Raw genomic sequence first — 12,106 nt, forward strand, 5'->3', positions numbered from 1 at the left:
AAAGCAGATGAAAATTATTAGGAGTAGAAAATGAAATCAGATATTTCATTCTCCGAAGCACAACAGTCGGTTGATTCAGAACCTTTAATTTTGGCAGTTGAAGATAATGAAGATAATTTATTAATAGTCAACTATGTTGTTGATTCTCTTGACTGCAAGTTCATTGGTGAAATGAGTGGTGAAAAAACTTTAATCATAGCTAGGAACTATCGACCAGACTTAATATTATTGGATATAATGCTACCCGACATCAATGGCATTGATGTTTTTCGACAACTTCAACTAGATCCAATAACAAAATCGATTCCCGTTATAGCTGTAACAGCTTTAGCTATGTTAGAGGAGCAAAAGACAATTTCGGAATCTGGTTTTGACGGATATATTACCAAACCTTATTTATTGGAAGACTTGGAAGATATTATTCGTCTTCACATTCCTAAGCTTGGGACTAAACTTGTCGCTTAGCCCAGATGTTTAACTTAGAAATAGATGTGAGAACTATAAGCACAGGTAAGATAAGTTAATCAACTATCTACTAAAAGCTTGTAAAAGTAAACTATGGGTGGTTTATGAACTGACAAACCTTGTTAGAGACGCGACATGTTCCCTTGCGGGAACGTGAAGAAGATGGCGTCTCTAGAATATTGAACCTTATGAGTAACTTAGGATCAGTACAGTTCTCAATTTGTTAGAGCTTTTTGCTGGAATCATGATTAGTGAGTTATACTCAAATATTTTCAGACTAAATTGATACATTACTCTTGATCCTTAAGGCGCAGGTTCTGAGTTAATGAAGTCAATTTTAGGAGTTGTTTTTACTTCGGGTTTTACTGTCATTAAAGCAATTAAGCTGATGTAGTCAGATTCGGGATGAGTAGCAAAAAGTAGTTCGGATATCTTTATCTCGATAGTTTCTTCGATTATTTTTTTCAGCCGTGGTTGTAGGATTTGCTCTATACTTTCCCTAACTTCTTTTGCTACTCCTGCGTAACCATTAAGGATTAGTAATTGTTCTGGTTTAGTGAGAGCATCTTTGATCGTTATAGTTAGTTGATTCTCATAAAGTCTACAACGTATTTCACTTGGTTTGTGCTTAAGCTCATTCCAAAACAAAGAGTGAATTTTTTGCGAGAGAACTTGTTCTACATTGTTCATGATATTTTTGAATGAATATACGTATTGGGAGTACTTTAGAAATCCTTAAACTTTCGAGTACTGATAATATTTAGCCCAGGGAAAATATTCCCCGGGTAAATGTTTAATGTTTGCGATTTAATTCTTGCATCAGTATGACAAGGTGAATAATCGAAAAACTAGCAGTCAAAAAATGAAGGGAAAAAGTAAAATTCAATAATTAAACTTTAGCTTGACGAACTCAATGCTTACAAAATATTCAATTCATATTTAGCTACTTTTTATGCGATGATTTAGCTTTTACCTTTGGAATTGAATCTGGGTTCCGAACTGAAGGTGTTTCTGATAAAACAGCAATAACGCCACTGCGACCAGTTTCTAAGGTTGCATCAGATAATAAATCAAGTACTTTAACTTCTAAAACTTCTGCTATTAATTCTTTCAGTTTGGGTTCAATTGCTTCATCTAGACCATAACGTACCTGTTCTGCTAATTTATCCTCGCCTTTTTCTATCAATAATTGTTCTGGGGAAGTAATACTATCTTCTATAACAATTGCTAAGGTTGCGTCAAATAACTGACAGATAACCTTAGTAGGTCTATGTCCTAATTCATTTGTATATAAAGCTTGGATAGTTTGTGAAAGATTTCTCTCTAACTGTCCACGAGTTGGTGTTGTGCTGCTCATCCATTAACTCCTTGTCAATACAGACCACTACTAATAAGTCAGTACGCTGTCAATTAATACAAGTTTATTTCCACCAGCATGATTTTTTCGCTAAAATTGCAGGCTGAGGGAAGAAAGCTGCACTAAAAGATGAATCTGCTTGAGTTATTAATAGCGGTGCGAATTATTATTACGTTTGAAAACTTATCGTCAATAATTTTCAGTTGAAACACTACTGTTTAGCAACTGGTGTTTCACTATTTAATGTATAATTCATCAGGAATGAACTGACAAAAGATAAAATCAGAGGACCAAATATAAATGCTAAAGGTCCACTAACGGTAAATCCTGGAGCGAATAAAGAAGCTAACCAAAAACAAATACCATTAACAACTAAGGAAAATAATCCCAGGGTAATTAAATTTAAAGGTAAAGTAAGCAAAGATAAAATTGGTTTAATGAATGAATTAACCAAGCCAATTATTACTGCTGCAATCAGCGCTGCAGGGAATGTTGCTATATTTACTCCCGGGAAAATGATGTCAACGACTAATAGACTTAAAGCCGTACCTAATAAAGTTAAAAAGTATCCTAGCATAGTTGTTTCCTTGGAAAAACAATATTTCTATTTGGTTGTAATTAAACTAATGTGTTCAATTTAAATTTTAAGTTATTTCTATTGTGCAAAACTTCGCGGGATATAACCTCTCTAAAAAGATATATATCTCTATTTATTATTTATACTCAAAAGTATGTTTTTTTTAAATAATTAATAAACAAAAATCTAACCATTGAAACCTTGCGACTAATCTCTAGATAGAGGAATCTTAGTTAACTATGGTTACATAATTATGAATAATTGTTTCTTTTAATCGATAACTATGAAGTTATTACGAATTATTCTCGGTATCGTATTACCACCTGTAGGTGTATTTCTAACATACGGAGTTAGTCCTGCCTTAATAATCAATATTTTGTTAACCTTGCTCGGATTTCTTCCTGGTAGCATTCATGCATTGTGGGCTATTACTAAGTATTACGAGAAAGAAAGTCAGGGCGGAAATGCGGCATATTGAGGCTCATTACTTGGTAATAAATATTGCATGTATAGGGACGTGAAGCAATCACGTTCCTTATTTCATATTTCATCTCACTCGGACTATTTGAGGGCAATCAATATTTGAGACTGAATTGCATAAAAATCTATTACAATAATGGCTTTATTAAAGTCCCGTTAGTAAGATTTGAGATAGATGAATTGAGTTATAATTGCCAAAAAAATAATAACATTAGACGTCCTAATAGTTTCTCTTTTAATGGACGATGCTTTAAATTTTTTAATGTTAAACTATGACTGCGACTAAAGCCATCTAAAAAAAAATCCTCTATTCTTTTAGTTAATGTATATTCTGTTATTAAAAGATTTAATTCATCATTATGAAAAAAACTACGGGGGTCGAAATTAGCACTACCAATACTTACCCAACAATCATCTATCAGCATAGCTTTAGCATGCATCATACTTGCCTGATATTCATATATACTGATATCTGATTTAATTAGTTTACTGAATAATTCTAGAGAAGCAAAGCGAACTGGTGGTTTATCAGTGCGGGGTCCCATTGTGAGAATACGTACATCAATCCCCTTGCGCTTTGCTCGAATCAAAATATCTCGAGAATTTCTATTGGGTAAAAAATAAGGACTAGCAATCCATACCCGTTTTCTTGCTGCAGCTATTAAAGATTGAAATAAAGAACGAATACCTGAATCCCTGAGTGTAGGATCTTCCCCTGCGTCGATCAGGATTGTTTGCTGATTTTCCTGGTTGAACTTAAAATTTTCCTCACTGAAATTAGCGCTACCACCAGCATCCAGCCAATGTTGAATAAAAAGATTTTTTAGCCTTTCAATGATAGAACCTTGGAGACAAACTTCGTAATCAAACCAAGGAGTTTTATCCCCAATTCCATCTCGACCATCCCAATAATCAGAAATTCCCGCTCCACCAATCAATGCTATTTTGTTGTCAACCAAAAGTAATTTCCGATGATTGCGCCTGAGATAATAAAAAGGATCTCTCCAACTAAAGCGATTAAAAAAAAGAACTTCAACTCCTGAAGATTTCAGAGATGACCAGTATTTCGATGGTATTTCTTTTGCTCCATAATGGTCTGCAAGTACTTGTACCTTTACTCCACTTTGAGCTTTTTCTGCTAAAGCTAAAGCAAATTCGTTCGCGCGACGACCTGGTGTCATAATAAAGGTTTCAAACTGAATCGATTTGGAAGCCTTACTAATTGCTTCTAGTCGATATGCAAAAATTTGTTCTGCAAATACACAGAAATTAGTTATTTTTCCTTCAGTAATAAAAGAATCTGACAATCCAGCCATTGTGGAAGCAAAATTTTTTGCTTTTGGTGAAGGTAAATCGCATATCTGGTAAGGAATCCGCAAATGGAAAAAACCCCGAAGATAAAGAACCAGAATAACGATTACAAGTGCAATGAATATACTAGCAATTAGCCATCCTAATAAATTAAACATGAGTATGACATTTTATTAAACATTATATTTTATGTCTAAAAACTCTTTTTATCTAATTTTTTGACTCAAAATATAAAATAAAAAAACTTATATTATTTCTGTAAAAAATATTACGAAAATAATAATTTCAAGATAAAAGTCCAAGATGCAAATTGACATACAGCGATCCCACTTGAGATTTGAACAACTACTATATCCAAACCTAAACCCAGAAGTAATCCCCATTTTAAATTATTTAGGATCGCTATATTCTACTATTTTGACAATTTATTAAAGTTTATTTTGAGATTATCTATTATAAGTTACTTTTATATTCTAATATTTTTTAATCATAAAAATATTACTTTTACTATATTCTATGAACTCGAGAATTATTTTAAACAGTAGCTGAAGTGACTAGAGCTGGATGAAAAGTTGCGTAGTTCTGAACTTGATACTTTTCTAAAATATTCCGAGCAGCAGCAAGCTGAATTGCTGTACCGCTTAGTAATACTAAATAATCGCCGAGAAAAACTCGGTAGTTGTAATGCTTAGCAATGTCGTCAGGAATGTCAAATGCTGCAAAATTATATTGAGGAGCAGTAATTGCAACATTATAAATATTATCGAGGCGATCCGTCCGTTTAGCAACAACGGCCACTTGTCCCATGGGAAAATCGTTTTCTCTGAGATCTTTCAGTGCTTTTTCTAAATCTTGACGTAGAAAGAATAATCCAACCCCATACTGATAACGTCTGTTGAGGATCGTAGAAGTAACAGCAGACATCGCACAAGTATCCCAATTCTCAACACCATGACTCCGACAAATCATTTCTGCGAGTGCAATTTCGCGACTATCTCCATTAACTATTAGTAAATAATGTCCCTGCTCAACCAAGTAGCTGTAGATTTTCGCTTTTTCCTCAGGTATTCCCAACCGAATTAATGTAAGATTAAGCCCTTCTGTCGCTGTAGCAATTGGGTTTCTACTCAACGCACTAGCAACTACTGGAGCTTCAGTTCCTGCTAACATAACTGCTTGATTTCCTGGGATGATTAAAACTCCCAAACTAATCAGCGATTCTATTAATCCGTTTATTGAATTATTGCTAAATGCTCTATTTATAATATATTGATTTTCTCGTTTATTAATATTTTTATTAAGTTCTACTCCAGAAAAATCTTCTTTTTTGCCAACAATTAATATTTGATCTATTGAGAATTTGGCGTTTTTGAGCCTTTTCAAGGCTAATCCAATATCTTTACGACTGACAAATACTCCGATAGCTCGTTTATTTCTATCTATATCCATAACATTTAAGACTTAAATAAATTAATAATGTTTCTTTAATTTAATCAATGAGTAGAAATGATTTAATCAAAATATATGATTATATCTGTGAAGTTTGTTAAATAAGTACTTGATTCTGATTACCTTAACTTTAAGTCGGTTACAAAACTCTATTAATACGAGTTATGAATCCCCAAACAAATATCAACAACATCCCACTTAATACGGTAAATAAAATATTACTTACAGAAAATATTCCAGCTGATGCGAAGACAACAGAAAAATTTTCTAAAAGGAATTGACTTATATATCCTCCAACCAGTGCACCAAAAATTCCTAAGCCAATTATTGAGTGACTTTCACCAACTATACGTCTCGGATAAAATAATTTTGCTAGTGTTGCAGCAATCAATCCTAAAATAACCCAAGCGATAATCGTACCCATGTAATTTACTTTTCTTATAATTGAAGATTAGTGACTACTTAAATTTGCGATTACTTTCATAATAAAGTAGGCAGATTTATAATTAGCTCTATCTATCGAACCAATGTTAGTTTTCTAAAGTTGTATGATGAACACACCCAATGGAAATTATTAGACATAGTTAAATCAGGACTTACGCCAAGCAAATTTATGATTGCGGCGGCGGTCACTACATGTAGGGTTAGCGGATTGATCGCGACCTTAAAGATTCTGGAGTTAGCAGATCGTAGCATGTCCGCAAGACATGTGCTATTTCCTTGCACGAACGTGATGCATATAGCTGCGCGGTACGCTGCTACACTAGGCGCTAACGCTATCGCTTTTCCTAACAAAAACCCTATATCCACTAACGCGATGACGTAACTAAGTAGGTTAGTAAGAAAAATCATAACTTGTTTGTAATAGCGCTTTAGCGCTAAAGCGCTACTACGAGCCAAATACGAGTATTTTATATTTCTTTACATAGTTTACTTTTTTCTTGCCTACTTACTTACATAATCCGAACCCATATGCTTACTGCGATATTATGTAAAGTATATTTATAAAATAAGCTTATTTATTTAAGACAAGGATCTGCCTACCTACAATCTATGTAGCAGTTATTTCTTAAGAACTAAATTAGATAAGGTAAAAAATTCGTAGTTCTCAGGAAACTGGTCAAAATCTAAGTTTTAGATTTCATCTCATCAATGTCAAACAATGTAACCAGGATTCCTGCAATTGGTATAGAAATAAAAATTCCCAGCAACCCTGCAACTCTTGCCCCTACTAATAAAGCAATAAATATCACAATGGGGTTAAGATTGAGTGCATCTTGCATAACTCGTGGTGCAATCAAATTATCTTGTAGCTGTTGCAAAATTACACAAACTACTAAAACCTTGAATGCCAACCAAACTCCTTGAGAAAGCACAATAGAAGTAATTACACTAATACCCAGTGTTGCTCCGATACCAGGTATAGTATCGAGTAAGCCTACAATAAATGATAATACTAGAGGGAAGGGTACTTGTAGTAGAAAAAAAACTATAAAAGTAGAAATAGTTAAAAAGCCCGTTAGTATCAACTGCCCTCGAAAAAAGCCCAAGAAATTGCGTTTGACTATAATTGTAAATTTTCTACGCCGTCTCCGAGGAACGATTTTAAGAATTAATTTCCAAAGCTTTCTTCCTTCTATTAACATAAAAAAAGTAATGACTGCAATTAATACAAAAGTTGCAAAATTAGTTATGAAGGCTTGAAATATTGCTAAAATATTTGTCAATCTGAATATGGCTTGCTCCCGTAGTATTTGTTCGAGAGCGCTTAAATCTATTTGTAAGTTTCTTTCCTGTAATGTTTTCTCTAAATTATCTACAAGAGGTATTAATGAATTTAAGAAATTTGCAACGCTATCTATTAAATCTTGTCCCTGAGATATAAGCGCCAGACCAATAGTAATTGCTAGGCTGCCAATAATAACAATACCTACTAAGAAAACTATAACTACTGCAAGATTACGGGGTAAAAATTTCCTGAGAAATTCTACTGGATAATTGAGAAGGAAAGCTAAAATTCCCGAAAATGTAAAAATAACAATAACTGCTTCAAAATAAATTAAAAGTTTTACTATTATCCATCCACAAGCAACTAAAAGTAAAAAGCGCACTAGTGCTGAGTTATTAAGATAAGATAAAAAATTATTACCTTTTGAACTGTTCATATCGTTTCTAGGAAACAGAGGAATTTTATACGAGTAATTTTAAATTTACTTACTAAAAATATAAGTCCTAAAAATACAAGTACTATAAACAGAAACTTCAACTACTGCATATATATCTTCACACTATCGTAGTTAAACTTTTTACTTTTAACTACTCTGTCTAAAGTCAGAAATTAAAATATCACTTAAGTCTTAAATTACACAACTTAAGCTACCATTAGTACCTCCCTGAAGAATATTTCCTGGCTGACTCAATTCATCTTTCGGAAGAATTTAATCAATTTGTCTCCTCAGAGCAATTTTATATTTGAGAGTTCCCGATTGCGCTCGACCGCACTACACAGTCATTGAAAACATCTCAGTCTTTTGGTTAATAGATTGATTAATCTCTAGACAGAGGGATCGTTCTAAAAAGATTGGGATTATAAAGAAATAGTAAAAAGAAAGTTACAGCACCTTGCAAGTTAGTTGAGGTACATTATGCATTCTTGTCTTGTAGACACGACAGGGAAATCCCTCTTTCTGACGTTACCCTGACGCGATGAGCGAGGAAAGGAGGAAGGGTTTTGACTTTTGCGATTTCATAAACCTGCAATATACAGCGTATTACAGGTCTGTTGGTATCGATTAACTAGCTAAAATTTGACAGGAGAAAAACCTTGTTTAATAGCCCTGATTATTTAATTCATACTTTTACCGTCGGTACACTTGCTTACATCGCTATTATTTTTTTACTTCGCGTTTCTGGTAAGCGAACGTTATCAAAGTGGAATTCTTTCGATTTTATTGTCACTATTGCTTTTGGTTCAATTTTGGCAAGTCTACTCTTATCTACCAATACTTCACTTGCACAAGGAATTCTAGGATTTGGTTTATTAATACTTCTTCAGTATATTATTACTTGGCTTTCTGTACGTTCAAATATTATACAAAAATTGGTTAAGGCAAAACCCTCACTACTTCTATATCAGGGTAAAATACTTCATCATATTCTCAAGCAAGAAAGAGTTGCAGAAGGGGAAGTTCTCGCTGCGTTGCGTAGTAATGGAATTACCGCTATAGAAGATGCTCAAGCTGTAATCCTAGAAACAGACGGTAGCTTCAGTGTTATCCAACAGCTAGGAAATGGTTACGCCTCAGCTCTGAAAGATGTAAAAGGATATCCTAAAAATTAAGTATTTCCTTGTCTTAGCAACTTAAAAATACAAATATTAAATAAAAAAATAGTAAAATAATATTAATTTTAAATAAAAAATAGAATATGAAGCGGTGGCTTGAGAAAATAATCGCCAACCATTGGTTAAGAAAATTTATTTTAGTAGGTTATGCTGCCAAAGGGGTCATATATTTACTAATTGGTTTACAAGCTACTCAAGCAGCATTGTTTGCAAAGGAAAAACCATTAGGAACTTATCTTATACTTAGCAGTTTTTTGCGTCAGCCCTTAGGAGGGTTTTTTCTGTGTTTGTTAGCATTTGGCTTAATGGGATATGTATTGCGACGTTTCCTTCAAGTAATACGCGAACCGAGAAAATCTAACTCTTTGAAGATTATAGGAATTGTGCATCGCCTTGGCTATATAATTAGTGGTCTAAGTTATGCAGGTATTGCCTATTCTGCTCTTAATATCACCCTAGAGCTAGGAGAATACGACGATACAATCCAAGACTTGGTAAGCGAACTTTTCGAGCAACCCCCCTTGGGAAAATGGTTGATATTCTTCGGTGGAATTACTGTGGTTAGCATCGGTATTTCTTATATTTATGGTGCTTGTACGGGTTCCTATATCAGTGAATTCAGGTCTTCTGAAATAGATGACCGAGTAGAATGGTGGGCAAAATTAGTAGGAAAATTAGGTTTAAGCGCCAGAGGTGTTGCTTTTATTTTAATTGGTATATTTTTGATTCAGGCTGCGCTCTATGCTAATCCTGAAGCAGCGGGAGGATTACAAAATGCGTTTCGTACCCTGGCTCAACAACCCCTAGGTTGGTTATGGGTCTTGCTAGTAGGAACAGGTTTCATCGCTTACGGGTTGTATATGTTTTTTACAGCAAGATATCTACGTTTTCCTATTAGATGAAAAAGTTCCCCAAGCCCAAACCTAGCGATCTATTCTATCCACTAATTTCTGAGGAGTAAGAGTGAGCAGACAAAATAAAGGGATAGAATAACAAGTAACTAACTCCATTCTATATCCTACGTTGCACTAAATTAAAGCCTTTTGAGGGTACCCCGTTTTCTTCTTGAAACTATTTGGGAGCCATATCTGTTAGCATAAACCTGAGTAAATTCTGCTCCGAATAATAAAATCTGTGCGGAGTAGTAAATCCACATTAATATCACTACAAACGAACCAGCCGCACCATAAGTAGAACCAACACCAGCATTGCCTAAATATATCCCGATCGCAGATTTACCTATAGCGAACAATAGTGATGTAATAGCTGCGCCAACCCAAACGTCACTCCACGCAATTTTAGCATCTGGCAAGATCTTATAAATCATTGCGAATAGCAGCGTGATAACAGCAAAGGAGATGGAAAAATTTAAGAGTTGCCACAAAAATATGAAGTCTTGGATCAAATAGTCAAAAATATTACCAATAGCTGTGAGTGCGGTACTAGCTACCAATGAAAGCAATAATAAAAAACCAGTTCCCATCACCATGATTAAGGAGAGGAAGCGATCTTTGATCATTGCCATTAAACCTCCTTTTGACTTGGGTTCAACTCCCCAAATTGTATTTAATGCCTCTTGAAGTTGATTAAATAAGCCAGACGCACCAAATAGGAGTAAAAGTAAGCTAGTAATTGTTGCTACCGTACCCGAATCAGAATTTTGGGTATTTTGAATCATTGTCTGAATAACAGACGCAGCATCTTTCCCGACTACTCCTTGAAATTGTTCAATAATCTGTCCTTGTGCAGCTTGTTGTCCAAAAACTAAACCAACAATACCTATCACAATTACTAAGACTGGAGCAAGGGAAAAGGTAGTATAAAATGCTAGTGCTGCTGCTAGACGCGATGCATTGTCTTCTTTCCAGTGATTAAACGTTGTTTTAATCAGATTAAAAACAGTCCTAATTCTCATGAGACTATTCCTGAACGTAATGCACGCACTGCGGCTTGAGTGCGGTCATCAACACATAGTTTGCTCAAAATACCGCGAACGTGGGTTTTTACGGTTCCTACTGTCAGAAATAGCCGCTTGGCGATCGTTGCGTTATCACAACCTTCCACAATTAACTCCAATACTTCTAATTCTCGTGCTGTAAGAGGACAGCTTTCAATTACCTTTTCAATATCAGAATCAATCGCACGAATAGAGATATTTTTTGCGTTACCTTCACCATTTTGAGCTTCTGCTTCTGCACGTATTTTTCGCAAAACTACATCAGCAATATTCGGATCAATCCAGGAGTTTCCTTCGTAGGTTTCTACTAATGCATCAATTAATTTTTCACTTTCAATGTCTTTCATGCAGTATGAATCAGCACCAGCACCTAAAGCTGCTAATACAGAATCTTCACTACTTTGCATGGTTAATACTAATAACTTAGTGTTATATTCTTCATTTTCTGCCTGTAGGTCTCGGTATTTGCGAGTTAACTCTATACCGTCAAAATCTGGTAAGCCAATATCAACAGTAGCCACATCCGGTCTAAAAATCTGCAATAACTTCAACCCTTCTGTTGCATTGGGTGCTTCTCCAACAATTTTAATATCCTCTCTTGATTGCAGTGCTGCTTTTAAGCCAATTCGAGTTAAATTGTGGTCTTCAATTATTAAAACTTTTATTTCTTTCATATAGAACCTTTTTTATTCTGCTTCGCTTGCTTTCTCTATTGTGAGCAATTGGTGACGCATATTCAACACTATATTATTAAATATGGGATTTTCTCTTACTAACACATCCATCGCCAGCAACAAGGAGTCGGATGTTAACTCTATCACTGGATGCAAGAACATCCATCTACTGAGAGAGTTAAAAGTTTAAAAGTATTAACCTTTAGATAGATTTATTAAATAAATTTTATTCTTCTATAGAACATTGGTTTCAAAAGAAAAGATAGCTAATCTAGGGAATGGATAACTATAGTTTCGGATAGATACTTTTTTCACAATACTAATTTTTTCACAATACTAAGATTTATGAATATTCTCCGAGTGTAGTTATTGGTTTCTATATTTACTTATATCAGGGCTATGAATCAATAGACCCGTCCTAAAATTTACAAGGCAGTATTTACAAGGCTTTGAGACCAATCCTTGCAGATTCTCTTTCAACGTAAAAATTAAG

Annotated in this window: 13 protein-coding genes; 4 read left to right on the forward strand and 9 right to left on the reverse strand. The window is 34.4% G+C overall.

The window, feature by feature from the left end; genetic code table 11:
* Positions 1-30 precede the first annotated feature (30 nt).
* On the forward strand, positions 31-465 hold the full coding sequence (locus tag BC008_RS02655; RefSeq protein ID WP_027845337.1) for a response regulator: 435 nt from the start codon (positions 31-33) through the stop codon (positions 463-465).
* A 303-nt stretch (positions 466-768) separates the two neighbouring features.
* Here the strand turns inward: BC008_RS02655 and BC008_RS02660 are convergent, their stop codons facing one another.
* From BC008_RS02660 to BC008_RS02670, 3 genes are all read right to left on the reverse strand, one after another.
* Positions 769-1,155 (reverse strand): Na-translocating system protein MpsC family protein, encoded by a 387-nt coding sequence (locus BC008_RS02660; RefSeq protein ID WP_027845338.1) that lies wholly within the window; start codon positions 1,153-1,155, stop codon positions 769-771.
* Between the two features lie 253 nt (positions 1,156-1,408).
* Complete coding sequence (locus BC008_RS02665) at positions 1,409-1,822, reverse strand: DUF2294 domain-containing protein (RefSeq protein WP_027845339.1); 414 nt, start codon at positions 1,820-1,822, stop codon at positions 1,409-1,411.
* 211 nt (positions 1,823-2,033) lie between these two features.
* Positions 2,034-2,399 (reverse strand): phage holin family protein, encoded by a 366-nt coding sequence (locus BC008_RS02670; RefSeq protein WP_058183071.1) that lies wholly within the window; start codon positions 2,397-2,399, stop codon positions 2,034-2,036.
* A 283-nt stretch (positions 2,400-2,682) separates the two neighbouring features.
* Between BC008_RS02670 and BC008_RS02675 the strand changes: the two genes are divergently transcribed.
* The gene (locus BC008_RS02675; protein ID WP_058183073.1) at positions 2,683-2,877 is read left to right on the forward strand and encodes a YqaE/Pmp3 family membrane protein; all 195 of its coding nucleotides are present in this window, start codon (positions 2,683-2,685) and stop codon (positions 2,875-2,877) included.
* A 187-nt stretch (positions 2,878-3,064) separates the two neighbouring features.
* On the opposite strand, the gene BC008_RS02680 is transcribed toward BC008_RS02675, so the two are convergent.
* From BC008_RS02680 to BC008_RS02700, 4 genes are all read right to left on the reverse strand, one after another.
* On the reverse strand, positions 3,065-4,348 hold the full coding sequence (locus BC008_RS02680) for a phospholipase D-like domain-containing protein (protein ID WP_027845341.1): 1,284 nt from the start codon (positions 4,346-4,348) through the stop codon (positions 3,065-3,067).
* A gap of 376 nt (positions 4,349-4,724) precedes the next feature.
* Entirely contained in the window at positions 4,725-5,639 is a 915-nt protein-coding gene (locus BC008_RS02685; protein ID WP_027845342.1) for a hypothetical protein, read from the reverse strand.
* A gap of 139 nt (positions 5,640-5,778) precedes the next feature.
* Entirely contained in the window at positions 5,779-6,063 is a 285-nt protein-coding gene (locus BC008_RS02690; RefSeq protein WP_058183076.1) for a GlsB/YeaQ/YmgE family stress response membrane protein, read from the reverse strand.
* A 703-nt stretch (positions 6,064-6,766) separates the two neighbouring features.
* Complete coding sequence (locus BC008_RS02700; RefSeq protein WP_027846344.1) at positions 6,767-7,804, reverse strand: AI-2E family transporter; 1,038 nt, start codon at positions 7,802-7,804, stop codon at positions 6,767-6,769.
* Between the two features lie 659 nt (positions 7,805-8,463).
* On the opposite strand from BC008_RS02700, the gene BC008_RS02705 reads away from it, so the two are divergent.
* Together BC008_RS02705 and BC008_RS02710 are read left to right on the forward strand one after the other, a co-directional pair.
* The gene (locus BC008_RS02705; protein ID WP_027846343.1) at positions 8,464-8,979 is read left to right on the forward strand and encodes a DUF421 domain-containing protein; all 516 of its coding nucleotides are present in this window, start codon (positions 8,464-8,466) and stop codon (positions 8,977-8,979) included.
* 86 nt (positions 8,980-9,065) lie between these two features.
* The gene (locus BC008_RS02710) at positions 9,066-9,884 is read left to right on the forward strand and encodes a DUF1206 domain-containing protein (protein ID WP_027846342.1); all 819 of its coding nucleotides are present in this window, start codon (positions 9,066-9,068) and stop codon (positions 9,882-9,884) included.
* A gap of 131 nt (positions 9,885-10,015) precedes the next feature.
* On the opposite strand, the gene BC008_RS02715 is transcribed toward BC008_RS02710, so the two are convergent.
* On the reverse strand, positions 10,016-10,897 hold the full coding sequence (locus BC008_RS02715; RefSeq protein WP_027846341.1) for a YihY/virulence factor BrkB family protein: 882 nt from the start codon (positions 10,895-10,897) through the stop codon (positions 10,016-10,018).
* On the reverse strand, positions 10,894-11,613 hold the full coding sequence (locus BC008_RS02720) for a response regulator (protein WP_027846340.1): 720 nt from the start codon (positions 11,611-11,613) through the stop codon (positions 10,894-10,896). The genes BC008_RS02715 and BC008_RS02720 overlap by 4 nt, the downstream gene beginning before the upstream one ends.
* Positions 11,614-12,106 lie beyond the last annotated feature (493 nt).

The sequence above is a fragment of the Mastigocoleus testarum BC008 genome, from assembly GCF_001456025.1.
Classification (GTDB): Bacteria; Cyanobacteriota; Cyanobacteriia; order Cyanobacteriales; family Nostocaceae; genus Mastigocoleus; species Mastigocoleus testarum.

Coding starts and splice junctions, on each gene's coding strand:
- BC008_RS02685 (WP_027845342.1), bottom strand. CDS start 5,639: ATGGATATAGATAGAAATAAACGAGCTATCGGAGTATTTGTCAGTCGT.
- BC008_RS02715 (WP_027846341.1), bottom strand. CDS start 10,897: ATGAGAATTAGGACTGTTTTTAATCTGATTAAAACAACGTTTAATCAC.
- BC008_RS02710 (WP_027846342.1), top strand. CDS start 9,066: ATGAAGCGGTGGCTTGAGAAAATAATCGCCAACCATTGGTTAAGAAAA.
- BC008_RS02720 (WP_027846340.1), bottom strand. CDS start 11,613: ATGAAAGAAATAAAAGTTTTAATAATTGAAGACCACAATTTAACTCGA.
- BC008_RS02665 (WP_027845339.1), bottom strand. CDS start 1,822: ATGAGCAGCACAACACCAACTCGTGGACAGTTAGAGAGAAATCTTTCA.
- BC008_RS02700 (WP_027846344.1), bottom strand. CDS start 7,804: ATGAACAGTTCAAAAGGTAATAATTTTTTATCTTATCTTAATAACTCA.
- BC008_RS02675 (WP_058183073.1), top strand. CDS start 2,683: ATGAAGTTATTACGAATTATTCTCGGTATCGTATTACCACCTGTAGGT.
- BC008_RS02690 (WP_058183076.1), bottom strand. CDS start 6,063: ATGGGTACGATTATCGCTTGGGTTATTTTAGGATTGATTGCTGCAACA.
- BC008_RS02655 (WP_027845337.1), top strand. CDS start 31: ATGAAATCAGATATTTCATTCTCCGAAGCACAACAGTCGGTTGATTCA.
- BC008_RS02680 (WP_027845341.1), bottom strand. CDS start 4,348: ATGTTTAATTTATTAGGATGGCTAATTGCTAGTATATTCATTGCACTT.
- BC008_RS02670 (WP_058183071.1), bottom strand. CDS start 2,399: ATGCTAGGATACTTTTTAACTTTATTAGGTACGGCTTTAAGTCTATTA.
- BC008_RS02660 (WP_027845338.1), bottom strand. CDS start 1,155: ATGAACAATGTAGAACAAGTTCTCTCGCAAAAAATTCACTCTTTGTTT.